Source organism: Nonomuraea sp. CA-143628 (genome assembly GCF_050942315.1).
GTDB lineage: Bacteria > Actinomycetota > Actinomycetes > Streptosporangiales > Streptosporangiaceae > Nonomuraea.
Genome location: NZ_CP192072.1, coordinates 10,599,921 through 10,622,595, shown reverse-complemented (window position 1 = coordinate 10,622,595; position 22,675 = coordinate 10,599,921). Strand labels below are relative to the sequence as shown.

The 22,675-nt window shown below is 68.9% G+C and carries 22 protein-coding genes; 10 read left to right on the top strand and 12 right to left on the bottom strand.

The annotated features are described in order from the left end of the window. Positions 1-112: 112 nt before the first annotated feature. Entirely contained in the window at positions 113-772 is a 660-nt protein-coding gene (locus ACQP2T_RS48130; RefSeq protein ID WP_433511520.1) for a hypothetical protein, read from the top strand. Positions 773-1,176: 404 nt separating this feature from the next. Here the strand turns inward: ACQP2T_RS48130 and ACQP2T_RS48125 are convergent, their stop codons facing one another. Both ACQP2T_RS48125 and ACQP2T_RS48120 read right to left on the bottom strand, forming a co-directional pair. Beyond that, positions 1,177-1,701 (bottom strand): hypothetical protein, encoded by a 525-nt coding sequence (locus ACQP2T_RS48125; protein ID WP_433511519.1) that lies wholly within the window; start codon positions 1,699-1,701, stop codon positions 1,177-1,179. 21 nt (positions 1,702-1,722) lie between these two features. Then, complete coding sequence (locus ACQP2T_RS48120) at positions 1,723-2,697, bottom strand: NucA/NucB deoxyribonuclease domain-containing protein (RefSeq protein WP_433511518.1); 975 nt, start codon at positions 2,695-2,697, stop codon at positions 1,723-1,725. 601 nt (positions 2,698-3,298) lie between these two features. Here ACQP2T_RS48120 and ACQP2T_RS48115 point away from each other — a divergent pair. Continuing rightward, positions 3,299-3,424, top strand: coding sequence for a hypothetical protein (locus tag ACQP2T_RS48115; protein WP_433511517.1), 126 nt, complete (start codon positions 3,299-3,301; stop codon positions 3,422-3,424). Between the two features lie 242 nt (positions 3,425-3,666). Here ACQP2T_RS48115 and ACQP2T_RS48110 read toward each other — a convergent pair whose 3' ends face one another. Together ACQP2T_RS48110 and ACQP2T_RS48105 are read right to left on the bottom strand one after the other, a co-directional pair. Continuing rightward, positions 3,667-3,996 (bottom strand): hypothetical protein, encoded by a 330-nt coding sequence (locus tag ACQP2T_RS48110; protein ID WP_433511516.1) that lies wholly within the window; start codon positions 3,994-3,996, stop codon positions 3,667-3,669. A gap of 521 nt (positions 3,997-4,517) precedes the next feature. Continuing rightward, complete coding sequence (locus ACQP2T_RS48105) at positions 4,518-4,931, bottom strand: hypothetical protein (RefSeq protein ID WP_433511515.1); 414 nt, start codon at positions 4,929-4,931, stop codon at positions 4,518-4,520. A gap of 173 nt (positions 4,932-5,104) precedes the next feature. Between ACQP2T_RS48105 and ACQP2T_RS48100 the strand changes: the two genes are divergently transcribed. Both ACQP2T_RS48100 and ACQP2T_RS48095 read left to right on the top strand, forming a co-directional pair. Continuing rightward, a complete protein-coding gene (locus ACQP2T_RS48100; protein WP_433511514.1) occupies positions 5,105-6,517 on the top strand; it encodes a helix-turn-helix transcriptional regulator in 1,413 nt (470 codons plus the stop codon). Beyond that, entirely contained in the window at positions 6,495-7,055 is a 561-nt protein-coding gene (locus ACQP2T_RS48095; protein ID WP_433511513.1) for a GNAT family N-acetyltransferase, read from the top strand. The genes ACQP2T_RS48100 and ACQP2T_RS48095 overlap by 23 nt, the downstream gene beginning before the upstream one ends. A 94-nt stretch (positions 7,056-7,149) precedes the next feature. Here ACQP2T_RS48095 and ACQP2T_RS48090 read toward each other — a convergent pair whose 3' ends face one another. The 3 genes from ACQP2T_RS48090 to ACQP2T_RS48080 form a co-directional block, all read right to left on the bottom strand. Next, complete coding sequence (locus ACQP2T_RS48090; protein ID WP_433511512.1) at positions 7,150-8,661, bottom strand: nickel/cobalt transporter; 1,512 nt, start codon at positions 8,659-8,661, stop codon at positions 7,150-7,152. Beyond that, complete coding sequence (locus ACQP2T_RS48085) at positions 8,658-9,863, bottom strand: tetratricopeptide repeat protein (protein WP_433511511.1); 1,206 nt, start codon at positions 9,861-9,863, stop codon at positions 8,658-8,660. Before ACQP2T_RS48085 ends, ACQP2T_RS48090 begins: the two co-directional genes overlap by 4 nt. A 162-nt stretch (positions 9,864-10,025) precedes the next feature. Further along, positions 10,026-11,402 carry a DUF4331 domain-containing protein gene (locus ACQP2T_RS48080; RefSeq protein WP_433511510.1) on the bottom strand — a complete coding sequence of 459 codons (1,377 nt, stop codon included), beginning with the start codon at positions 11,400-11,402 and terminating at the stop codon, positions 10,026-10,028. 220 nt (positions 11,403-11,622) lie between these two features. On the opposite strand from ACQP2T_RS48080, the gene ACQP2T_RS48075 reads away from it, so the two are divergent. After that, positions 11,623-13,353 carry an ABC transporter ATP-binding protein gene (locus tag ACQP2T_RS48075; protein ID WP_433511509.1) on the top strand — a complete coding sequence of 577 codons (1,731 nt, stop codon included), beginning with the start codon at positions 11,623-11,625 and terminating at the stop codon, positions 13,351-13,353. Between the two features lie 496 nt (positions 13,354-13,849). After that, positions 13,850-14,671: a MurR/RpiR family transcriptional regulator gene (locus tag ACQP2T_RS48070; RefSeq protein WP_433511508.1), complete on the top strand. Its 822-nt coding sequence runs from the start codon at positions 13,850-13,852 to the stop codon at positions 14,669-14,671. Between the two features lie 4 nt (positions 14,672-14,675). On the opposite strand, the gene ACQP2T_RS48065 is transcribed toward ACQP2T_RS48070, so the two are convergent. Genes ACQP2T_RS48065 through ACQP2T_RS48055 form a run of 3 tightly spaced genes read right to left on the bottom strand, consistent with a single transcriptional unit; the run spans position 14,676 to position 16,916 of the window. Next, complete coding sequence (locus tag ACQP2T_RS48065; RefSeq protein ID WP_433511507.1) at positions 14,676-15,422, bottom strand: ABC transporter permease; 747 nt, start codon at positions 15,420-15,422, stop codon at positions 14,676-14,678. Beyond that, positions 15,419-16,372, bottom strand: coding sequence for an ATP-binding cassette domain-containing protein (locus tag ACQP2T_RS48060; protein ID WP_433511506.1), 954 nt, complete (start codon positions 16,370-16,372; stop codon positions 15,419-15,421). The genes ACQP2T_RS48065 and ACQP2T_RS48060 overlap by 4 nt, the downstream gene beginning before the upstream one ends. A 10-nt stretch (positions 16,373-16,382) precedes the next feature. Beyond that, positions 16,383-16,916 (bottom strand): PadR family transcriptional regulator, encoded by a 534-nt coding sequence (locus tag ACQP2T_RS48055; RefSeq protein WP_433511505.1) that lies wholly within the window; start codon positions 16,914-16,916, stop codon positions 16,383-16,385. A gap of 53 nt (positions 16,917-16,969) precedes the next feature. On the opposite strand from ACQP2T_RS48055, the gene ACQP2T_RS48050 reads away from it, so the two are divergent. The 3 genes from ACQP2T_RS48050 (at position 16,970) to ACQP2T_RS48040 (ending at position 20,009) form a co-directional block, all read left to right on the top strand. Further along, positions 16,970-17,656, top strand: coding sequence for an SDR family oxidoreductase (locus ACQP2T_RS48050; RefSeq protein WP_433511504.1), 687 nt, complete (start codon positions 16,970-16,972; stop codon positions 17,654-17,656). Positions 17,657-17,798: 142 nt separating this feature from the next. After that, positions 17,799-18,962, top strand: coding sequence for an imidazolonepropionase (gene hutI / locus ACQP2T_RS48045; RefSeq protein WP_433511503.1), 1,164 nt, complete (start codon positions 17,799-17,801; stop codon positions 18,960-18,962). Between the two features lie 105 nt (positions 18,963-19,067). Beyond that, on the top strand, positions 19,068-20,009 hold the full coding sequence (locus ACQP2T_RS48040) for a sigma-70 family RNA polymerase sigma factor (protein ID WP_433511502.1): 942 nt from the start codon (positions 19,068-19,070) through the stop codon (positions 20,007-20,009). 191 nt (positions 20,010-20,200) lie between these two features. Here ACQP2T_RS48040 and ACQP2T_RS48035 read toward each other — a convergent pair whose 3' ends face one another. Next, entirely contained in the window at positions 20,201-20,770 is a 570-nt protein-coding gene (locus tag ACQP2T_RS48035; RefSeq protein WP_433511501.1) for a TetR/AcrR family transcriptional regulator, read from the bottom strand. 114 nt (positions 20,771-20,884) lie between these two features. Between ACQP2T_RS48035 and ACQP2T_RS48030 the strand changes: the two genes are divergently transcribed. Then, the gene (locus ACQP2T_RS48030) at positions 20,885-21,682 is read left to right on the top strand and encodes an alpha/beta fold hydrolase (protein WP_433511500.1); all 798 of its coding nucleotides are present in this window, start codon (positions 20,885-20,887) and stop codon (positions 21,680-21,682) included. Positions 21,683-21,699: 17 nt separating this feature from the next. On the opposite strand, the gene ACQP2T_RS48025 is transcribed toward ACQP2T_RS48030, so the two are convergent. Further along, the gene (locus tag ACQP2T_RS48025) at positions 21,700-22,614 is read right to left on the bottom strand and encodes an ABC transporter substrate-binding protein (RefSeq protein WP_433511499.1); all 915 of its coding nucleotides are present in this window, start codon (positions 22,612-22,614) and stop codon (positions 21,700-21,702) included. Positions 22,615-22,675 lie beyond the last annotated feature (61 nt).

Here is a 22,675-nt window from a genome sequence, read left to right as displayed (position 1 = left end):
TCTGGGGTTCTCCGGCTGTTCTCGCATCTGGTGGCCTCAGCGATCGCAAAAGGGTCGGGAGAGTTCGAGATCGGCTTCCACTCGGCGCAGCCCGTCGAAACCCCAGGTGTTGATGCCCTCGCGGCTGATCAGGGCGAAGGTCGGCTGGTTCCGCAACGTCAACGTGGGCGAGATGCACATCCACCACGTGGTGTTCGGGGTCGTGCTCATGCTGGTCGGCGGGGTCAGCGGGCTGATCGTGTCCTCGGCGTCGCAGGTGGCCTACGCCGCGGCGGCCGCCGTCTTCGGGATCGGGTCGGCGCTGGTGCTGGACGAGTTCGCGCTGATCCTGCACCTGCACGACGTGTACTGGGAGGAAGAGGGCCGCACCTCGGTCGACGCGGTGTTCATCGCGGTCGCGATGACGGGGCTGCTGCTCACCGGGCTCCGGCCGCTGTCGTTCGACTACGGGACCCCGGTCAACCCGGGCGCGCTGCTCGTGGCGAACATGGTGCTCGCCGTGATCACCCTGTTGAAGGGGAAGATCTGGACCGGGATCGTGGGCCTGTTCGTGCCCGTGCTGCTGCTGGTGGGCGCGGTGCGGCTGGCCAGGCCCGGGTCTCCGTGGGCCCACCTGTTCTACCAGAAGCGGCGCCCGCGGAAGCTGGCCACGGCCGCGCACCGGGAGGAACGGTGGCGCCGGCCGGTGATCAGGGCCAAGATCGCGGTCCAGGAGTTCGTCTCGGGGCGGCACGACCTGCCCTCCACCCGGCGCGGACGCCGGCAGATCTAGCCGGCGCTGTGTACGGGTTCGTCCAGTCGATGTGGTGCTCGTAGATCCACCGGCTCGGGTCGGCGCCGGTGCGGGCCATGCGTCTCATGGCGCGACTCATGATCAGGTCGCGGGGCACGCGGGCGACGGGACCGAGCGTCTTCCAGCCGCCGGTGCGATGGCTCTGCACGACGACGCGTTCCACCCGCTCGCGCCGCAGCCGCTCGTAGGCGGCGAACGCGACGACGGCGAGGAAGACGACTCCCCGCCGCCTCGACCGAAGGCTGGCATGACGGCCGCCTGCTCATCACGTTGACCGCCACTGAGCACGACGAGGTGAACGCCCTGCTCGGGCGCATCCGAGCCCACGATGGCAACGTCAGCACCGCGCAGGTCGTCCTGGCGGCTCTGCGTGCCTACGCCGTCTAGGCGCCTCCGTGTCGCCGGCGGATCCCCGCGCCGAACGCGTCAGCGTACTTGAAGGGCATGTCCGGCTGGGGTTCCGCCTGCCATGAGGTGATCAGATAGTGCTCAACCGGGGTGGCGCCGGCCGAGCCGTCTGGGTTGGTGTCACGCCCGCGAGCGTGTACCCGAAGCCGGTAGCAGCCCTTTCCCCCCCAGGCGAGGTTCGGCAGTTTGGGGAGGTCTCCGTCGAGCCCGCAAACGATGAGTGATCCGCTCGTGGATTCGATGGAGACCTCGACGATCTCCTCCCAGCTGTCCAGATCGAGAGGCGGAGGCCCCTCAGCCAGTTGCACCGTGACGTCAACGGCACCGATGGAGATGCCCGTGAGAATCGTCGCGCCATCCGGCTCATCAGCCACTGCGATCAAGCCGTTGTCCCAACGTTCCGGAAACTGCGGACCCAGTTCGTTCGCGTCTCGGATCTGCACCTGGTGGTAGGACAGCCAGACATTCGCCCGATAAGACGACAGCGCGGCGCCAGTCATGGGGAGAAGACCTTTCCGGGGTTAGGAATTCATGTCGGGGAAGACGTAAAACGGGTCCTTGTCCAGCAGACGTTGGTTGTTAGCGAAGCTGCCGAACTGACCGCCAGCGCTGCTGTTCTGGGTGGCGTCCACCCATTCGACGGAGAAGTCGCCGGGGTAGTCGCCGCCGCCGGTATACGCGCCCTCGTAGGTGTGCGCCATCGGATATTCGTCACAGTTTGCCCCGGTCGGGGGTGAACCGGTGAGGAAGCTGCACGCATCGGCGCGATTCTGCTCGGCGTCCGCGTCGTCGTACATGCGGGTGAGTGGGACGTCGCCCACGGCGCCAGGGTTGCCCCTTGCCTGGGCGCGGCTGATGTGACCGACGATGTCCTCGACCACACTGCGCTTGTAGGTGAGAGTAGGCCAGGTGTCGGAGAAGACGCAGCCCGTGTTCGTAAAGCCCTTGAGCATGCCGTTGTCGCAGCGCAGGTCGACGGGGCCGTCGGTGAAGTATTCGACCTTGTCGAAATCGCCGCTGTCGGGGGCGGCCCAGGTGAGCTGTGAGTCGAAGCTGATGTTCTCATCCGTCTTGGCGGGGACGTTGACCGCGAGGGTCGCGTTGAACTGCATCCACGTGCGAAGCTGCAGCGGCTTGGGGCCGCTGGCGGACACCTGCGTACAGTCGGGGTTGCAGTGTCCGCCGAAGCTGATCTGCATGGTGGGATCCCAGTCACCCCACTCGTTGTGTGGATAGATGTGCTCGCCGTAGGTGAGCTCGCCCTTGTTCCACACGGTGACCATATCGACGTAGTGGGTGAAGTCCATCCCGCCGACGATCTCACCGGTGTCGACCATGACCCATACGATGTTGTCGATCTGCCAGAAGCACTGGTTGAAGCGGGTCTGACCGAACCAACCAGTGGTCTCGTCCTTGCACCAGCTGGGCACGCCCGGGGGAACACCGCCGGGAGGCTCCTCTGCGGCGATCTTCGGCTTGGACGGGAGGGTGCACATGACCTTGTCGACGCCCCTGGCCCGCAGACTGTTCAGCTGCTTCTTCACCTCTTCGCAGGGGCGGGACGAGGTGACCTTGCTCGGTGAGGTTGACTTCTTTCCGGCGCTTGTGTCCTCGCGAATGGAGGAGTTGGCCGCCCGGATTCGGGCAGCGTCCTCATCTGCTTGCGTGGACGGTGACGGGGCCGGGGACGATGTCGTGGCTGTCGACTTTGCCGCTCCAAGATCGTCGGCGGTCTGCGCCGAAGCGGCGGGGCTGAGTGGGCTAGTGAGTAACGCGCCTGTTAGCGCCACTCCCAGAATTGCTCTCCGCAAATAACGAACCCATAAATTCACATCCATCCCTTTCGTCGCAGATATGAATGTTCGTCGGTGATCTTCGCATTCGCGGCTCCAGGAAAACAAGATCTTGACTTGATGCTGAATGTCAGCTAACTGGCATTAGTAAAGAGGCGGCTGAACAGCCAAAACGGCAATCGCTGTTCCGGATCATCCATCAAGCCTGCTTTAGCATTGGGAGGCCCCTCATGGTTGTCAGCAAGGCGAGGCAGGTCGAGGTCTCCCAGCGCCGCTATCAGGCGGTTCAGATGCGATCGCCGGTGTGAGCCCCACGGTCATCGCCGAGCGGCTGGGCTACTCGGGCGCGGCCTCGGTGTCGAAGGACATTGACCGCGCGCTGCCCAAGGCCGCCAAGCAGGAGCAGACGGCGTCGGAGCAGCTTCTCTAGCTGGAGATCGACCGGCTCGATCGCATCATGGCCAGTCTGTGGCCGAAGATCCTCAAGGGCGAGGTCAATGCTGCCGAGACCGCGCTCAAGTGCATCAACCGGCGGTCGAGTCTGCTCGGCCTGGACCTCATCAACCGTAACGGCGTCGCGGACGGCGACATGGCGCCGCTGCTGGGCAACCTGCTGATCCAGATCCAACAGCGGCACGCCGTACCCGACCCCGACCCCGACCCCGACACGACTCAGCCACGCCGTCCCCGTCCCTGCAGGAAGGTGTCAGGCTCCGGCGTCTCCCTGCGGCGCAGGTGCTCGGCGTGGTGCGCTTCGGCGAGAGCGATGTAGATGTCGAGGGCCTGGCGGTAGAGGCCGCGCCCGGTCTCCTCGTAGTGGTTGCCGGTGTGGCGTAGCACGAAGAACTGGCCGCCCTCGGACGCCCACTCGTACAGGCCGCAGCACGAGGTGTGTGAGACGCGTAGCTGGCTGCCAACCGTCCTGTACGGCTCCCACCCGAACGCGGGTTCATCTCGCTCGTGCTCCGGCTCACGCTTCTGCCGTTGTCGGGTTCTGGTCATCGTCCGCTCTCTCCACGTGGATCTGACTGCCTGGTGCCGTGGGGAGGGCGGTAAGAGGAGGGTTGTCAGCGTCGTCGCTGGTGAGCGGTGGTCGTCGGCCCTCCTGCCAGATGTTGTGGATGAGGAAGGTGAGTGCGCTACCTGCGTACATGACATGACCTTCGCGTGGGGAGTCGGGGCGTTGTACGCACCCTGGCGGCCCGGGGAAGACGGACGAGTGCACATCCAGGTGCCCGCCTTCCCCGGCCCGGCCGCCCAACCACGGCGAAGCGGCCAGGCTCGCGCAGTGGGGAAGAGGACGACCGAGAGGTGGATCTCGCGGCCCACGGCCGGGCGTGTCCCTGTACGTGGGCCGCGAGACGACTCGGCGCGGGTCCGAGGGAATGGTGAGTTCGGATGGTCGGCCCGCGCCGGAGCGCACGACCGGGAAGGGGGACGCCCCTCCGGCCGGTCGCGCCGGGACGGGGGGAGTTGCTGCCGGACCTTGCGGTGGGCAGCGTGCTGGGCCACGTCTCGCTTGCTCACCCGGCCATCTCCTGAAAGAAGCCGGGGGGAATGTGGAGGGCCGTAGGAGGGTGCAATGGGATGGCCTCGGCCACGGCCAGCACCAGCTTCTGATCGACGTTGAGGACGTTGCGCCACAGTTCAGGGAGGCTGCCGCCCACTACCGACGTGTTGACGGCCATGTCGTACGCCGGGAACGCCCTGAACTTGCGGCCCCAGGGCTCCCACATCACCTGCCATCGGCCGCCCCACGACTCCTGCAACTGCGCGGCCAGGAGGCGGGCATTCTCGTCGCTCAGCACCTCGCCAGCGCGGTGCTGGAAGTCCTCGACGTGCTGCGGGGCTACCGTGCTGGGCGTCTTCGGATCCACTCCGGGTGGCAGTGAGGCACGGCGGTGCCGTGGGGTTGTGTTTCCGCCGCCGCTGCTCATAGCCCGTCTCCTTCGGCTGGTCCCGCGCTCAAGCAGCAAACCAAGCCGTCCGAGGTAGCTCCAGAGCGGTTTCGCGGCATCAGATGTGGCAGAAATGGAGCACCATGCCCGATGAGCAGGGCACTTGAATGGCTGGCGCTTTACGCTTGGTGGTGGCGGAGGGAGCTCAGCGCGTGGCACTGAAGCGGGTTCGGTTCATCCAGAGGCGCAAGGCCATTGGGCTGACGCAGGAGGGATTGGCCGACGCGCTGGGTGTCGAGCGTTCCACTGCCAGTCGCTGGGAGCGGGCCGAGACCGAACCGCAGCCGTGGTTGCATCCCAAGATCGCCGCCCTGCTCAAGGTCACAGCGGCTGAGCTGGAGGAACTGCTGGCCGACATCGTTACGCTGCCGGGTAAGTCAGGCGACTACATCTTGCACTCGTCGGTGCCGCTGGATTTCTCGCTCACAAATCAGCACACCGTAGAGATCATGGAGAGCTTTACGGGCTACGACATCGCGTCTCGGCGACAGGTGGTCGCGCAACTGGTGCTGCTGGCCGGCTCCGCTCTGCTGCAACCTCTACGTCAGTGGGTAGCTGGCTTGCCGGTCATACCTGTGAGCAGTGAGGCGCGCCCGGAGACGCTGGCAGAACTGGAACAGGCGGTAGTGCTGTTTCGGCGATGGGATGCCTCCGGTGCCGGTGGTTTGCGCCGGAAGGCCGTTGTCGGGCAGCTGAACGCTGTCACTGAAAGCCTGAACGAGCACAACTCCCCCGGGATTATGCGGCGGCTGTTCCATGTGGCTGCCGAGCTGGCACAGTTGGCCGGATGGATGGCCTACGATCAGGGGCTGCACGGCATGGCCCAGCGCTATTACTTGCTGGCACTGCACGCCTGCCGTGAAGCGGCTGCGCCGGCACTGGGCGCAAAGATCATCGGCGATATGACGCAGCTGTCTACCGCGCTGGGCAACTTTAACGACAGCCTGAGCTTGATACGCACCGCGCTATGTAGCCTGCCGCACGGTGCGAATGATCTGGTACGCGCCGAACTGCTGGGCTTGGAAGCCCGCGCTTATGCCCACCTGGGAGAACGAGAAGCTGGGAACGCCGCGCGCAGCGCCGATGCCTGCGTTGAGATCTGGCAAGAAGCGCAAGGTGACGCCCGCCCGGACTGGATCCATTACATGAATCAGGCAGAGGTGGATTGTCTGGCGGCCAACGCTTTCACCGAGCTGGCGCTGCGAAGCACGCAGCCGACATGTTGGCAGCAGTACGCGACGCGGGCCGAAAGCCACACCCTGAGTGCGCGCGCCAGCCGGGATGAGGGATACACCCGCAGCCGCATCTTCGACGAAGTCCGGCTGGCGAAAGTGCGGCTGGCTCAGCGTGAGCCGGTGGAGGCCGCGATCGTGGCGCACACATCCTTGCAGATGGCCCAGCAAGCACGCTCAACGCTGGTGGTGGATTGGTTCATCCGCTTGGATGGCGCGCTGGTGGGCCGCTACCCCGATTGCTCCGAGGTCGCCACGTTCCACGAGCAGTTGCGGGATTACCTGCGGCGGGCTGCCCCGGCGAGGGAGCGTGAACTCGTTGCCCGCCATTGATTACCAGTCGCTCAGCAGCGAATCGGCCGCCGAGCAACTAGAGGAACTCGCCGAGTTGTACAGCGAGGTCTACGCCGGGCCGCCGTATGCATGGGGGTCGGAGCATGCCCGGCTATTCCGGGAACGCTTTGAAGTGCAGCGTCAGCAAGAGGGGTACCGGCTCATCACGGCAAGAGAGCACGGCCACCTCGTTGCTTTTGGTTTCGGTGTCATGCTACAGCCGACAACGCCGTGGTGGCGCAACCTTGTGGCTCCGCTCCCCGAGGAGATCACCGCCGAATGCCCCGGCCGTACCTGGGCGTTGGTCGAGCTGCTGGTACGCGCGCCGTGGCGACGCCAGCATGTGGCCGAAACCATCCATGACATGCTGCTGACTAGCAGACCGGAAGAACGGGCCACTTTGACCGTGCTGCCAGCGGCTACGCCCGCCGTAGCTGCGTATCGCAAATGGGGATGGTACAAGGTCGGCGAGAAACGGAACCCGTTGCCGGGAACACCGGTGTTTGCGGTCATGGTAAAAAATTTGCGCTTGGAGTGAGACGACCGCCGCGCGGCTGAGGAACCGGGTTTCCCAGTGGTTCGCCCGCCGGATAGGTGTCGTCGAGGATCTTGGTTCGGAGGTCGGCTAGGACTTAGAGGGCGATGGCCGAGCGGAGGGCCAGGCCCGCGCCCAGCAGCATCACCATGCCGGCCGTGCCCAGCGGCGCCAGGGTGGACAGCCGGGCGGCCAGGCCCCGCCCCCGTGAGGCGCGGCGTTCGAGGCGGTCGACGAGCTTGACCAGCAGCAGGCCCGTCACGGTGAGCGTCGCCGCCATGCCGAGGCCGTACGCGGTGACCAGCGCCACCCCGAACCAGGTACGACCCAGCGCGATCGCCCCCAGTAGCACGATGAGCGCCGACGGGCTCGGCACCAGCCCGCCCGCCACCCCCATCCCCAGCAGTCCGGCCCGCGTCGAGCCCTCGCGCCCATGCCCATGCCCATGCCCATGCCCGTGGCCGTGCTCGTGCTCGTGCGCATGGCCGTGATCGTCCGCATGCCCGTGACCGTGACCGTGACCATGTCCGTGTCCGTGTCCGTGTCCGTGCCCGGGTCCGGTGGCCCGGCGGGTGGACAGGAGCAGGCGCAGGCCGATGAAGGCGATCAGCACGCCGCTGGCCACCCCCAGCCACCCCAGCACCGCCTCCCCGGCCAGCGCCGTGAACGCGCTCAGCAGCAGGCCCACCACCAGCACCCCGACCGTGTGCGTGGCCGTCACCGTGGCCCCCACGACGAGGGCGTCACGCGGCCGGCCGCGCCGCCCGGCCAGGTACGCGGCCATGATCGTCTTTCCGTGTCCGGGGATCAGCGCGTGCCCGGCCCCGAGGAGCATCGCCAGCGCCACGGCCAGCAGCCCGAGCGGCACCGTGAGCGAGTCGGCGCCGACCAGGCCGGTGAACGTCCGGTCCAGCGCCGCCAGCGCGTCCCCGATCGGTCCACCGACGCTGATCGTGCCGAGCCCGGAAGGCGTACCACCGGAGCCGGGGGAGCCGCCGGACAGGGCGGAGGCGGCGCCACCGACGGTGATGGCGGCCGTGCGCTGGTCGAGCGGGTCGGTCAGCAGGTCCTGCGGGTACTTGCGCAGTTCGTCACTCACGCTGGCCGACGGGACGGACGACCGGGTCAGCCGTACCCCGTCACCGACGGCGGTGATCTCGCGCCAGCCGATCCGCTCCTGCTCGAACGCGTCGGTGAAGGACACCGCGCCCGACACCTGCGCCTCGGCGACCAGCCCGCAGGTCAGGCGGCTGGTCTGCAGGCCGCCCTGCCCCGGCGCGTAGGCGAAGGCCGAACGCGACACCCGCCACGGCACCGCCGTACCCCCGATGGTGAGCCGCTGGGCGGCGGCCAGCGTGGCGCAGGTCCTGGTCGCGTACGAGCCGTCCACGCCCGGTTTCGCCTGGAGCGTCGGCAGCTCCGCCGCGTCCACGACCGCCTCGTTCTCCACCCGGTCGGGCCGCAGGCGCAGTCCGTTGTAGTGGTTGACGGTGAAGTTCCCGAGCGGATGCCGGGCCACCGTCTCCGCCCGCGCCGCGGTCGTGAACAGGACCGACACGCCCATCGACAACAGCAGGCCCACGAGCAGGCCGAGCCGGAACACCCTCATGAGAACCTCGCCAGTGCGGGCAGGGACGGATCGAAGCCCGAGGGCACGCGCGCGGTCTTGCCGAGCGCGCGCTCGATACGGGCGCGGTGGTAGCCGAGCAGCGGGTTGCGCCAGCCGGTCGAGGTGGCCTTCTTCGCGTACGGCAGGGCCTCGCGCGGCTTGCCCGCCTTGAACAGGGCCCAGCCGAGCGCGTCGGCGGCGACGAGGTTGGGATTGCGCGCGTACTCGGTCCTGGCATGCCGTACGGCCAGCGCCGGGTCGCCGTGATCGGCCTCGAACTCGGCCCAGGTGAGGTCGTCCCGCACCCCGGCGGCCCGCAGCAGTTTCCGCTGGGCCTCCAGCAGGGTCCAGTCCGGTTTCAGCCCCGCCTTGATCCGGGTCTCGCCCTGCTCGATCAGGTACTGGGACAGCGGCAGCCGCTCGACCACCCGCTGGTAGAGGTCGAGCGCCTCGGCCGTCCGCCCGCTGAGCGCCGCGACCCTGGCCTGTCCGGCGAGCGCGGGGGTGTAGGCGGGGTAGGCCTGGAGCGCCTTGGCGTACCAGCCGCCGGCGCCGGTGAGGTCGCCCGCGTGCAGGGCCAGTTCGCCCAGGTAGTAGCGGGTGTAGGCGATGTCGGCCGGGGCGTAGGCGTCCTTCTGGGCGTACTCCAGGAACTTGCGGGCCCCGGTCCGGTCGCCCCGGAGCTCGGCCGCGTAGGAGGCGCGGGCGAACGCCGCCACACCGGGGCGCAGCCCCATCATCTGGTCCACGGCCTTCGAGGCTCCGCTGAGGTCGCCGAGCTGCGTCTTCGCGTCGGCCAAGATGCCGTGCGCCGCCGCGCTGTACGGGTTGGCGTCGATGGCCCGCTGCGCCAGGCGTACCGCGTCGGAGAACTCGTGGCGGCCGGCGGCGAGCGCCGCCTGGCCGGTCAGGACCGCGTCATCGGCCGGGTTCAGCCGGGCAGCGGTGGCCAGGGCGCCTTGAGCCTTGGTGTAGTACGACGGGTCGCCGGTGACCCTGGCCTGGTCGACGTACTCCAGGCCGAGCTGGGCCCAGCCGCGGTAGTCGCCGGGCAGGCGCTTCAGGCGGGCCTGCAGCGTCTCCGTGAAGGTCACGGCCTGCGTGGTTCCAGTAGAGGTCGCCGGCGGGGCGTAGACGGCGTAGGCCGTGACGGCCAGCGCGCCGGCCACGACGAGGCCACCGGCAAGGGCGAGGGATCGCATCCAAGGCTCCGGAGATCGGAAGGGGTCGGCGGAGACGGGTCGAGGGCCGGCCGGCCCTGACGGGGGACAAGGCCGGCCGGCCGGGGGCGCGACGGGAGTTTGGGAGACGGGCCCGCCGCGGGGGGACCGGCCGGCCCGGAGAGGAGGCCGACCGGTCGGGGCTCACCGCTGGTTCACAGCCACGTTGCTGGGCAGCGGGATGTACGGGAACGAGTCGAAGAAGGGTTTGTCGTTCTGGTCGACCTTGTCCGTCAGGCCCGGGATGAGCTTGCCGGTCACCGCGGCACCGGCCACGGCCTGCAGCGAGATGTCCACGACGTCGTCGGACAGGCGGCGGCCGTTCGGGAAGCCCGCCAGGTCGCCGGCCAGCACACCGAGCCGGTTCGGGTCCTTGGACGGCGGGACCGCCATGTTGAGCCGCAGCATCTCGGCGGGCCGCAGCTTGCCGGCGTCCCTGTTGAGGGTCTGCGAGTTGAGGTCGGCCTTGATCGGTCCGTTGCCCTTGGCGATGCCGGTCAGGAAGATCTCGACCAGGTCGCCGCGCGGGGTCGGGGGCGCCTTGATGCCGTAGATGCCCTCCAGCAGCCTGGCCACCTCAGGGTCGGTGACGCGCTTGACCACGGCCGCGATGTCGGCGTCCTTGGCCGGGGGCAGCGAGTTGAACGCGTCCTTCAGACCGGCCGGCACCACGACCTCGTTGACCAGCGGGTTGCCCAGGCGCGAGACCTGGACGTAGCCGTTCGGGCTCCACTTGTCCGTGGTGGACCAGATGCCGATCACCGGGTTGCGCTTGGCGTCGCCCCTCAGCGCCAGCTCGTGAGCGGGCACCTGGATGGCCAGGCTGCTCACGTTGTAGCCCTTGGTGGTGTCCTGGCCGACCTCGGACAGGTTGCCGCCGTAGAGCAGGTCGAAGACGCGCAGGTCGAGGAAGAACGCCTCGTCGGACTGGCCGGCGTAGGCCTTGCCGCCGTTCGGGAGGTGCTTCAGGGACTGGGCGCGCAGCGTGCCGTAGTCGGGCATCGAGGCGGGGCCGACGTTGCTCGGCGCGACGATGCCGTTCGAGACGAGCGTCCTGCTGCCTCGCTCGGTGATCCGCTTGAGCGTGTAGCGCTGGCGGAAGAGCAGGTTCTCGTCGTTGAGCGAGGTGACGGGCCCGTTGTTGTACAGGAACGTGGCGTTGCCGCGCCGGTCCTCATCGCGGAACGTCCACTGGTAGACGATGTCGGGCTTGGCGTCACCATCGTTGTCGATCTTGATGTTGTAACGCGACTTGGTGTCGAACGTGTAGAAGTTCGGGCCGCCCTGCGGCTCCTGGAACGGGATCCAGTTGGCCAGCAGCGTCACCGTGTCGGCCTTGTCGGGACTGACGAACGCGTACACGTCGGTGTTGTCGTTTCGCGGGTCGCCCGCGATCATCGGCGCCTCGCGGTGCGAGGAAGCGTCGCCGGAGTCGGTACGGAGCAGGGCGAACGAGGAGGCGGTCAACGCCGCCGCGACGCCCAGTCCGACTAGAGCGCGCCGGTTGATCCGGAGCTCCATGGTTCGGTCCTTTCGAGAGTGCTGATCGAGATCGAGAGGTTCCGGCCGGGTTCCTCGACGGCGTATTCGTCGCAACTCCGCGAACGGATGTGTCTTCTCCTCCTCGAGAATGAGACGTCAACGAAAGTTGACATACTTTGGTCGTCAATTTAGGTTGACGGGTGCGGATCGCGATCCGCCGTTCGTTGGGTTTTCGGGATATATCGCGAGAGGAGAAACGGTGATCAGAGAGCTGCTCGCCTACATGCGCCCGCACAGGAAGATCCTGGTGCTCGGGGGGTTACTCGGCCTGGTCGGCTCGGCGGCGGGCCTGGCGATGCCGTTGCTGGCCAAGTACGTGGTGGACGCCTTCGGCCAGGACCGGTCGATGGCCGGGCCGCTGGTCGGGCTGACCGTGGCGGTGCTGGTCGGAGCGGTGGTGTCGGCTCTGGGCACGTACCTGATGGAGCGCACCGGCGAGGGCATCGTGCTGGGCGCGCGGCGCCGGCTCATCGACCGGATGTTCCGGCTCAAGGTCGCCGACGTGGACCGGCTCAAGCCCGGCGACCTGCTGTCACGGGTGACCGGTGACACGACGCTGTTGCGCGCCGTACTGACCAACGGGGTCGTGAACTCGATCGGCGCGGTGTTCATGCTGACCGGCGCGATCATCATGATGGCGACCATGGACGGCGTGCTGCTGCTGGTCACGCTGCTCGTGGTGGTCGTGATCGGCGGACTGACCGGGCTGGTGATGCCCAGGATCCAGCGGGCGCAGAAGCAGGCCCAGGAGGCCGTCGGCGAGATGGGCGCCGTGCTCGACCGGGCGCTGCAGGCGTACCGGACCGTCAAGGCCAGTGGCGCGGAGGAGCGCGAGATCGCGGTCGTCGGCGGCGCCGCCACGCGCGCTCGCGACCGGGGACTGCAGGTGGCCGGATGGACCTCGCTGGCCGGGGTGGCGACCTGGATGACGGTGCAGATCGCCTTCCTGTGCGTGCTGGCCGTCGGCGGGGCGCGGGTCGCCTCGGGCGTGCTGGAGGTCTCGTCGCTGATCGCGTTCCTGCTCTACCTGTTCTACCTGGTCGCGCCCATCGGGCAGATCGTCGAGGGCATGGTGCAGCTGCAGCAGGGCCTGGCGGCGATGAAGCGGATCAAGGAGATCGAGGACCTGCCCGCCGAGCCCGTCGGCGCCCCGGTTCCGGCGGCCCTGGTTCCGGCGCCCCTTCTCGCGGTGCGGCCGGCGGGGGTGCGGTTCGAGGACGTGGTGTTCCGTTACGGGGACGACCGGCCGATCGTGCACGACGGGGTCAGCTTCGAGGTGCCGCCCGGCGGGCTGACCGCGCTCGTCGGGCCGTCGGGCGCGGGCAAGTCGACGGTGTTCGCCCTGCTGGAGCGGTTCTACGAGCACCAGGACGGATTGATCACGGTCGACGGCCGGGACATCCGCGACTGGCCGCTCGCCGAGCTGCGGGCCACGCTGGGCTACGTCGAGCAGGACGCGCCCGTGCTGGCGGGCACGCTCAGGGAGAACCTGCTCTTCGCCGCCCAGGACGCCACCGAGGAGGAGCTGCGACGCGCGATCACCCGCACCCGCCTGGACGACCTGGTCGCCAGGCTGCCCGAGGGACTCGACACCGCCGTCGGACACCGGGGCGTGCTGCTGTCGGGCGGCGAGCGGCAGCGGGTGGCCATCGCCAGGGCGCTGCTGCGCAAGCCCAGGCTGCTCCTGCTCGACGAGGCCACCTCGCAGCTCGACGCGGTCAACGAGCTCCGGCTGCGCGAGGTCATCGCCGAGGTGGCCGCCGAGACGACCGTCCTCGTCATCGCCCACCGCCTGTCCACGGTGACCAACGCGGACCGCATCGTGGTCATGGAGGCGGGCGGGGTACGCGCGGTCGGCACGCACGACGAGCTGGTGGGCCAGGACGACCTCTACCGCGAACTGGCCGCGACCCAGTTCCTGGTGAGCTAGTCCCGTCTTCCGAGCGTGCCGCCCCTTGGCGGGCCCAGCCCTGCCTGGGTGGCGGCACGGCGAGTGACCGAGTCCGGCACGTCCCGCCTCCCTCCGGCGAGGAACCCCCGCCGCCGACGTCGTTCCGTGGGAGCCTCCGCCGACGGTGTCCTCCGGCGAGGAACCCCGCCGACGGTGTCCTCCGGCGAAAGACCTCCGCCGTCGGCTTCCTCCTCGGCGAGACCCCCGCCGACGGCTCCTTCCCCTGAAGGACCCCAGCCGAAGTACGGCGGGGGAGAGAGCGAAGGCCGTTCGGGAGTGACATGCGGAAAACCTGGCTAGTACCCTGCGAGTGACATGGGTGAATATGTTCATTCAGAAAGTCGCAGGAGCCACGCACCACAAGGCGCGACGACCGGGCCATCCTGGAGCTGTTCCCCGGCAACGAGCCGCCTCCCAGGTGGATCCACCTGGCGCGGGAGGGATGAGAAGTCGGATAGATGGTGTTGGAGCTGCTGTGACAGGTGGATACCACAGTGGTCTGGCCGGGCTTCTCGACGGGCGACGGCTCTCTCCGGTGCAGCGGCGGATCGCCCACTACCTGTCCGAGCATCTCGACGAGGCGATCTTCCTGTCCAGCGTCGAGCTGGCCGAGCGGTCAGGGGTGAGCCAGCCGTCCGTGACGAGGTTCGCCATGGTGCTCGGCTTCGCCGGCTATCCGGAGCTGCGGCAGGCGCTGCGTCCGCTGGTGCTGGGCGGGCCGCCGGAGGAGAGCCTGCTCCAGGGTGCCATCGACAGTGAGATCCGTAACCTGGCCGCCGTCAGGGAGCGGCTGGCGGGCCTGCCCCTGAAGGAGCTGGGAGAGTCGCTGGCCGCCGCCGAGCCGCTCCCGGTGCTGGGGCTGCGGGTCTCCTGCGGGCTGGCCACCACCTTCGCCTACTACGCGCGGCGGATCCATCCGGAAGTGCGGCTGCTGACCCATGGTGGCTCCGAGCTGATCGACGGGCTGCACGCCGCGCGGCGGGCGGGCGCCGAATGGCTGCTCGCCGTGGTGCTGCCGCGCTATCCGGCCGAGGTCATGCACGCCCTGGAGTACGCCGAGAAGCTGGGGCTGCGGATCGCCGCCATCTGCGACAAAGCCGATTTCCCCGCCGAGGTGGTGCTCGACGCGCCGGTGGGGGATCGGCTGCTGTTCGACTCCCATGTGGCGCCGCTCACCCTGGCCATGGCCCTGATCGACGCCATGGCCGACGCCGCGCCGCTGCGTACCCAGGCCCGGCTGGAGGAGTACGAGCGGATGACCGACGAGACCGGCACGTTCGTGACCGGCGATGACTGACCGGCTAACCGGCGATTCGGCGCAGTGAGCGCACCGACCAGGTCACGGTCAGCGCGGCCAGCACCAGCATGACCGCGAACGCGATCGGGATCGACGCGTCGGTCAGGTCCCCCGCGAACAGCGCCCGGCCCGCCACCACCGGGTGGTACATCGGATTGAACACGGCCACCCTCTGCATCCACTCCGGCGCCAGCGTCATCGGCAGCAAGGCCCCCGACAGCAGCATCACGGGCAGGGCGAAGAACTGCATGATCTGCGCCATGCCGTTCTCGTCCCGCAGCGACAGCGCCAGGCCGTACGCGATGCCGGAGGAGAACAGGCCGGTCACCGCGATGAGCAGCACCATGATGGCGAGTCCGGGCAGGCTGGCGCGCATGCCCATGACCAGCGCGATCACGATCACCACGACCGACTGGAGCATGAGCACTACCCCGTCGCGGAGTGTGCGGCCGAGCACGATCGACGGGCGCCAGGCGGGGCTGACCGCGATGCGCTCCAGGACGCCGCTGCGCAGCTCGTAGATCATGCCGTAGCCGACGCCGATCGCGCCGAACAGCGCGGTGATCACCAGCATGCCCGGCGCGAAGCTCGTGAGCTGCGCGGAGATGGGCTGCCTGGCGGCACCCGCCACCAGCGGGCCGAACAGCAGCAGGTACACCACAGGCTGGACGATGCCGAACAGCGGCCAGATCGGGTTCCTGAACGTGTTGCGCAGCTCGTACGCCAGGAAAAGCAGCGTGTGGCGGATCATGCGGCGGCTCCGGTGTCGCGCAGGGATCGGCCGGTCTTGGCCAGGAAGACGTCGTCGAGGGTGGCGCGGTCGAGCGCGATCGAGGACAGGGCGAGGCGCTGCTCCTCCAGCGCCCGCAGCAGTGTGGGCAGGGTGTGCTCGCCGTCGTCGACGTACACGCGCAGCACGTCGTCGTCGACGCGCGTCTCGCGGGCGTACGGCTTGAGCGTCTCGGCGGCCCGGTCCGGCTCGTCCAGCCTGAGCGTGACGACGTCGTCGGCGACCTCGCGCTTGAGCTCGCCCGGTGTGCCCTCGGCCACCACCAGGCCGTGGTCGACGATCACCAGCCGGTCGCACAGCGCGTCGGCCTCGTCGAGGTAGTGGGTGCTGAGCAGCACGCTGGTGCCGAGCTCGCGCAGCTGCCTGATGCGGTCCCAGAGGTTGGCGCGGTTCTGGGGGTCGAGCCCGGTGGTGGGTTCGTCGAGGAAGAGCAGCGGCGGGCTGTGCACCAGCCCGAGCGCGATGGCCACGCGCCGCTTCTGGCCGCCGGAGAGTGTACGGCCGGGCCGGTCGGCGATCTCCGTCAGGTCGAACCTGGCGAGCACGTCGGCCGTGGCCCCGGCCGGGTCGGGCACGCTGTGGATCTTCGCGGCCATGATGATCTGTGCCCGTGGCGTGGTGCTCTCTTCCACCCCACCGGCCTGGCTGACGTAACCGAGGTTGCGCCGGACGGCGCCGGGCGCCTTGAGCAGGTCGTGCCCGGCGACGGTGGCCGTGCCGGAGTCGGGTGTGATCAGCGTGGCGAGCATTCTGATCGTGGTCGTCTTGCCGGCGCCGTTCGGGCCGAGGACGCCGAAGATCTCACCTTTGCCCACTTCGAGGTCGACACCGCGGACCGCTTCCACGGTCTGGGTGCCCTTCCTGCCTCTGGTGGTGAACGTCTTGCGTAAGCCGTGCGCGTCAATGATCATTTGCGATTCCTTACGGTAGTTCGTCGTTCTCGACTCTGACGACCGCCTTCTCCGCCCAGTCGAGGTGTGCGGTGAGCATGGCGACGGTCAGGCGGAGGTTCTCGTCGACATGCCGGGGTGCGCCGTAGCGCTGCTTGACGCCGTAGATGCTCTCCATCGTCTCGATCGACATCCTGAGCTGCCGGATCCTGCCGTCGAGCGCGTCGAGGATCTCCTGCTTGGGCAGGCGGTCCATGAACGTGAGCGCCACCTGGAAGGGATCGATGATCGGCCTGATGTCGTACCAGGTCTCGAGCAGTTGGCGGTGGAACTCCCTGCGGCCCGCCTCGGTGATCTCGTAGACCGTTTTGCCGCCCTTGCCGCTCTCGATCACCTCAAGCAGGCCCTCATCGGCCATCTTCCCCAGTCCGTGATAGATCGAGCCGAACGCCACGTTGGCCCAGTGCTCCGCGCCCATCACCTCCAGTTGCCGGCGGACCTGATATCCGTTGAGCGGCTTGTCGAGGAGGCAACCGAGGATGAGCACACGGGTCGAAGAAGACATATTCAAGTTTGTAGTCAAATTTGTACCCATGTCAAGGTCATAAACTGAGCCGCATGACTGAACGACCGATCGCGCTGGTCACCGGCGCCTCCCGTGGTGTCGGCGAAGCGATTGCCAGGGCGCTGGGGTCCACGCACCACGTCATCCTCGGCGGCCGCGACCGCTACGCGCTGGCCGCGCTGGCGGCCGAACTGCCCGACGCCAGGGCGTGGCCCGTCGAGCTGACCGAGGTCACCGAGGCCGACGTGGCGGACGTCGAGCGGCTCGACCTGCTGGTGCACAGCGCCGGGATCGGCCTGCTCGGCAGGGTCGAGGAGGCCGCCGCCGACGTGTGGCGCAGGACGATGGAGCTCAACGTGATCGCCGTCGCAGAGCTCACCCGGCTGCTGCTGCCCGCGCTCAGAGGGGCCGGCGGTCATGTGATCTGCGTCAACTCCGGCGCCGGGCTCCGGGCGAACCCCGGCTGGGGCGCCTACGCGGCGAGCAAGTTCGCGCTGCGGGCCTTCGCCGACGCGCTGCGTCAGGAGGAGGCCGAGCTCAGGGTGACCACCATCTACCCTGGGCGGGTGGACACCGACATGCAGCGCGGTGTCCGTGAGCACGAGGGCGGCGACTACGAGCCCGACAAATACCTCAAGCCCGAGTCCGTGGCCCGCGCGGTGCTGGCCGCCGTCAACGCCGGGCCCGACGCGCACCTGACCGAGCTCACGCTGCGGCCCAGCGCGGGCCCGGTCAACTGAATGGATTCATTCACTACAGTGTCCTCATGCTTGGCGGCCTCATGCTTGGCCGCAACGGCACGACCTCAGGTGGCCGGCGCGTCGTGTCGGACGGGCGGCACACGCTGGGCGCCATGCTGACCGAGGCGATGGGATGGGTTCGATGACCTCTGTGCTGTTCGACGGGATCAAGCTGCTCTACACCGGGGATCCGGAGCGGGAGGAGATCGAGGACGCGGCGCTGGTCGTCGAGGACGGCCTGGTCACCTGGGTGGGCCCGGCGGAGCGGGCGCCGGACGCCGACGAACGGGTGGACGCCGGGGGCCGGGCCGTCATCCCGGGCTTCGTGGACAGTCACGCGCACCTGGTGTTCGCCGGTGACCGGACGCACGAGTTCCAGGCGCGCATGTCCGGCGTGCCCTACACCGGTGGCGGCATCAGGACCACGGTCACCGCCACGCGCGCGGCCTCCGACGCGGAGCTGGCGACGAGAGCCGCCGCCCTGGTCGCCGAGATGCGGGCGCAGGGCACCACGACCGTGGAGATCAAGAGCGGTTACGGGCTGACCGTCGAGGACGAGCGGCGCTCGCTGGAGATCGCCACCGGGCTGACCGACGAGACCACCTACCTCGGGGCGCACGTGGTGCCGTCGGGCATCGCGGCCGACGACTACGTGCGGCTGGTCACCGGCGACATGCTGCGGGCGTGCGCGCCGTACGCCAAGTGGGTGGACGCCTTCTGCGAGCGCGGCGCCTTCGACGGCGACCAGACCAGAGCGGTGCTGGAGGCCGGGATCAAGGCGGGGCTGCAGGCCAGAGTGCACGCCAACCAGCTGGGGGAGGGGCCGGGCGTGCGGATCGCCTGCGAGCTGGGCGCCGCCTCGGCCGACCACTGCACCCACCTGAGCGCCGCCGACGTCGACGCGCTGGCCGCCTGCGCCCCGAAGGACGCCCCTGGCACCGTGGCGACGCTGCTGCCCGGCGCCGAGTTCTCCACCCGGTCGCCGTACCCCGACGCCAGGAGGCTGCTCGACGCGGGGGCGGTCGTCGCGCTGGCCACCGACTGCAATCCCGGCTCCTCCTACACCTCGTCGATGGCGTTCTGCGTGGCGCTGGCCGTGCGGGAGATGGGCATGACGCCGCTGGAGGCGATCAGGGCCGCGACCCGTGGCGGGGCCCGCGCGCTGCGGCGTACGGACGTAGGCTGGTTGCTGCCGGGAGCCCGCGCGGACCTCGTCGTGCTCGACGCTCCTTCCTACGTCCATCTCGCTTATCGGCCGGGTGTTCCCCTCGTTCACCAGGTGTTTCTCGGCGGTCTCCTCCTTTAGGAGGACATCCAGAACCGTCCCCTGGTCGTAGCCCTTTAGGGAATCTTTGCATCTGGCCGGACGTTGGCCGGATAAGAACGTAGCTGCGGAACGAGGTGCCTGGGGATGGCAAGGCCTACGGGGAGTCGCACGCAGGAGCAGCACGTCGCTGATCGCGATCTGCTGGGGACCTACCTGGCGGAGATCGGGCGGGTCCCGCTGCTCACGGCGGAGGAAGAGGTGGAGCTCGCCAAGCGCATCGAGGCGGGCCTCTTCGCCGAGCAACTGCTCGACAGCGGGGGTGCGGAGCCGCGCATCGGTGACGCGGCCGACGAGGAGCTGGAGCGGGTCGCCGTCTCCGGCCGGCGGGCGAAAGACGAGTTCATCCAGGCGAACCTTCGCCTGGTGGTGGCGGTGGCCCGCAAATACTCGGGCCGCGGGATGCCGCTGATCGACCTGGTCCAGGAGGGGAACCTGGGGCTGGTCCGTGCGGTGGAGAAGTTCGACTACAAGCGGGGCTACAAGTTCTCGACGTACGCCACGTGGTGGATCAGGCAGTCCGTGGGCCGGGCCATCCACGAGCAGGCGCGGCCGGTGCGGCTGCCCACCCACGCGGGTGAGCAGATGACCAGGCTGATGCGGGTGCGCCGGGACATGCTGGCGGAGTTCGACGTCGAGCCGACCGACGACGACCTCGCCGGGATCCTCGACCTGCCGATCGAGCGGGTCCGGGAGCTGCGCCGCTGGGCGTCCGACCCGGTGTCGCTGCAGCTCGGCGTGGGTGACGAGGACGAGACCGAGCTGGGCGACATGATCGCCGACGAGACCTGGGCCGATCCGGAGCAGCAGGCGATCGACATCCTGGAGCGCGAGCGGCTCGACCAGTGGCTCACCGACCTCGAAGGTGACACCCGCGACATGCTGCGCTGGCGCTATGGGCTGGTGGACGGTCGCGAGCACACCCTGACCGAGGTGGGCGAACGCTACGGCATCGGTCGCGACCGCGCCCGCCGCATCGAGCGCGACGCGCTCGCTCGCCTCCGCAAGATGGCTACTGCGGCGGCTTAACAACCATTTTCTTTTACGGCAGAGCACGGTGGGCCCCACCCACCGTGCTCTGCTGGGCTCTGTCCAGGGGCACGCTCCTCCGGTGGAGCGGGCTGGGCGCCGTGACGTGCGCATTCTTGGCCCCGGTCCGTGGATCGAGCCCCGGCCGTGATCGCAGGGCCCTCCTCAGCGCGTGATCGCCCCAGCCCTCCTCAGGGCTGGCGCAGGATGCGCCTGAGGAACTCCTCTACCGCCGCCTCCGCCGTTTCGCGCTCGCCGCCCCTGGCGACCAGCAGGGCGCTCTCGTTGATGGCGGCCAGCAGCATGTGGGCGTGCAGGTCCAGGAAGCCGTCGGGGATGGCGTCCGTGGCGCGTAGCGCGGCTTTCAGCATGCCGAAGGAGTAGCGCTCCTCCATCGCCCGCCACCGTTCCCACCCCAGCACCGACGGCGCGTCTATCAGCACGATGCGCTGGATCACCGGATCGCCCGCGAGCCTGATCCAGGCCAGAACGCCGGCCCGCAGCGCCTCGGCGGGGTCGGTGATGCCCGCGACCGCCTCGACGATCTTGACGCCGATCCCCGCCTCCGTCGCCTCCAGCACCGCCTCGAACAGCGCGTCCTTGCCCGCGTAGTGGTGGTAGAGGGCGCCTCGGCTCAGCCCCGACTCCTGGAGGACCGCCTCGATCGAGGTGCCCTCGTAGCCGTGCTCGGCGAGCAGTCGCGTGGCGATCGCGAGGAGCTGGTCGCGGGTGGCCGCGCCGCGTTCCGCCTTGAGGTTCATGGAACCACTGTAGGAGCGGACCTCCGCCGATCGGCCATGGACAAACCGACAGTCGGTCTGTAATTTCGTATACCGACAGTCGGTTTGTAATCCGGGCATGAGGAGAGCAAGACCATGAACGACATCAGCTACGTGGACGTCGGCGACGGACCGGTCGCCCTGTTCGTGCACGGCGTCGGCACCAGCTCGTACCTGTGGCGCCACGTCATCGCCGAGCTGCGCGACGAGCGCCGGTGCGTGGCGATCGACCTGCCCCTGCACGGCGGCAGCGCGCCGCGCGACGACCTCTCCATCCCCGCGATGGCCGAGGCGGTGGAGGAGCTCTGCGCCGAGCTCGGGCTGGACCAGGTCGACCTGGTCGCCAACGACACGGGCGGCGCGGTGGCGCAGGTCTTCGCCGTACGCCACCCGGAGCGGCTGCGCTCACTCACGCTCACCAACTGCGACGTCCACACCAACACGCCGCCGGAGTCGTTCCAGCCCACGGTCGACCTGGCCGCCCGGGGCGAGCTCGCGCCGCTGACCGCCGCGCTGCTGGACCAGCCGGAGCTGCTGGCCCAGACGGCGCTCGGCGACGGTTACGAGCGCATCGACGATCCGGCGGACCTGGTCGACCACTACCTGCGGCCGATCTTCGACAAGCCCGACGGCCCGCGCGCCTTCGAGCGGCTGCTGACCTCGATCGACGCCAAGGACATGGTCGCGATCGAGCCGCTGCTCACCGTGCTGGCCGTGCCGACGCTGGTGGTGTGGGGGACCGGCGACGTCTTCTTCGACGTGAGCTGGGCCCGCTGGCTGCGCGACACGATCCCGGGCGTCAAGGAGGTCGTGGAGATCGAGGGCGGGCGGCTGTTCTTCCCCGACGAACGGGCCGGCGAGCTGGTGCCGCACCTGCGCCGGTTCTGGGGCTGATCAGGCGGGCGGGCTGATCAGGCGAGAGGGGCCAGATACTTGTCCAGGTCGTCCAGGATCCCGCCGGCGGCCGTGACGCCGATGCCGAGCATCCAGACCTCGTCGTCCACGTTGTGGGCGTTGCCCGACTTGACCGCGCCGAGGTTCTTCCAGAGCGGGCCGCCGGTCACCGACGCCTGGCTCTTGGCCGCCGCCTCCCCGTAGGCGGTGTAGAAGACGGCGTCGGCGTCGGCCTGGGCGATGTTCTCCTGGCTCAGCTTGCCGAAGCGCTTGTCCTGCTGCGTGGCCAGTTGCTGCTCCTCCGGGCGGGGGATGCCGGCGTCGCCGACGACGATGCCGCTGAAGGACTCGGGGCCGTACATCCGGATCTCCGTCGGCATGAAGCGGACGATGCTCACCTTCAGCTTCGCGTACTTGGCGCCGACCTGCTTGGCCCGCGTCTCGTAGGCCGACAGCAGCCCGGCCGCCTGGTCCTTCTTGCCCAGGGCCTCGGCGTCCAGCAGGAAGTTCTGCTTCCAGGTGACGCCGACCTTCTCCGTGAACACGGTCGGGGCGATCTTGCTGAGCTTGTCGTAGAAGGCCGCCTGCCGGAACTTGGTGCCGAGGATGAGGTCCGGCTTGAGCGCCATGATGGCCTCGATGTTCGGCTGCTGGAGGGTGCCGACCGCCTTGGTCGCGGCCAGCGCCGAGCCGAGGTACTTCGGCCACGCCTGGCTCTCGGTGGCCTGGGCCGCGCCCACGGGGGCCAGGCCCAGCGAGACCATCGTGTCGAGCTTGTCGGTGTCGAGCACCACGACCCGCTTCGGCTCCAGTGGCACCTTCGTCTGGCCCATGGCGTGGGTGACCGTCCTGGTCGGCCCCGCCTGCTGGGCAGTGGTGGAGGTGCCGCAGGCGGCGAGCGCGAGAAGGGGCAGCAGGAACGCCAGACGCATTGGGGGATCCCTTGATCGATTAGGTTAGGCAAGCCTAAGTCTATGCCCGAATTTTCGGCAC

What these genes read in the sequence shown, in the direction of transcription:
- ACQP2T_RS48105 (WP_433511515.1), bottom strand. Translation starts at nt 4,931, where the DNA reads ATGAGCAGCGGCGGCGGAAACACAACCCCACGGCACCGCCGTGCCTCA.
- ACQP2T_RS48065 (WP_433511507.1), bottom strand. Translation starts at nt 15,422, where the DNA reads ATGATCCGCCACACGCTGCTTTTCCTGGCGTACGAGCTGCGCAACACG.
- ACQP2T_RS48025 (WP_433511499.1), bottom strand. Translation starts at nt 22,614, where the DNA reads ATGCGTCTGGCGTTCCTGCTGCCCCTTCTCGCGCTCGCCGCCTGCGGC.
- ACQP2T_RS48125 (WP_433511519.1), bottom strand. Translation starts at nt 1,701, where the DNA reads ATGACTGGCGCCGCGCTGTCGTCTTATCGGGCGAATGTCTGGCTGTCC.
- ACQP2T_RS48110 (WP_433511516.1), bottom strand. Translation starts at nt 3,996, where the DNA reads ATGACCAGAACCCGACAACGGCAGAAGCGTGAGCCGGAGCACGAGCGA.
- ACQP2T_RS48035 (WP_433511501.1), bottom strand. Translation starts at nt 20,770, where the DNA reads ATGAACCTCAAGGCGGAACGCGGCGCGGCCACCCGCGACCAGCTCCTC.
- ACQP2T_RS48055 (WP_433511505.1), bottom strand. Translation starts at nt 16,916, where the DNA reads ATGTCTTCTTCGACCCGTGTGCTCATCCTCGGTTGCCTCCTCGACAAG.
- ACQP2T_RS48030 (WP_433511500.1), top strand. Translation starts at nt 20,885, where the DNA reads ATGAACGACATCAGCTACGTGGACGTCGGCGACGGACCGGTCGCCCTG.
- ACQP2T_RS48040 (WP_433511502.1), top strand. Translation starts at nt 19,068, where the DNA reads ATGGCAAGGCCTACGGGGAGTCGCACGCAGGAGCAGCACGTCGCTGAT.
- hutI (WP_433511503.1), top strand. Translation starts at nt 17,799, where the DNA reads ATGACCTCTGTGCTGTTCGACGGGATCAAGCTGCTCTACACCGGGGAT.
- ACQP2T_RS48130 (WP_433511520.1), top strand. Translation starts at nt 113, where the DNA reads ATGCCCTCGCGGCTGATCAGGGCGAAGGTCGGCTGGTTCCGCAACGTC.
- ACQP2T_RS48085 (WP_433511511.1), bottom strand. Translation starts at nt 9,863, where the DNA reads ATGCGATCCCTCGCCCTTGCCGGTGGCCTCGTCGTGGCCGGCGCGCTG.
- ACQP2T_RS48060 (WP_433511506.1), bottom strand. Translation starts at nt 16,372, where the DNA reads ATGATCATTGACGCGCACGGCTTACGCAAGACGTTCACCACCAGAGGC.
- ACQP2T_RS48050 (WP_433511504.1), top strand. Translation starts at nt 16,970, where the DNA reads ATGACTGAACGACCGATCGCGCTGGTCACCGGCGCCTCCCGTGGTGTC.
- ACQP2T_RS48080 (WP_433511510.1), bottom strand. Translation starts at nt 11,402, where the DNA reads ATGGAGCTCCGGATCAACCGGCGCGCTCTAGTCGGACTGGGCGTCGCG.
- ACQP2T_RS48120 (WP_433511518.1), bottom strand. Translation starts at nt 2,697, where the DNA reads ATGTGCACCCTCCCGTCCAAGCCGAAGATCGCCGCAGAGGAGCCTCCC.
- ACQP2T_RS48090 (WP_433511512.1), bottom strand. Translation starts at nt 8,661, where the DNA reads ATGAGGGTGTTCCGGCTCGGCCTGCTCGTGGGCCTGCTGTTGTCGATG.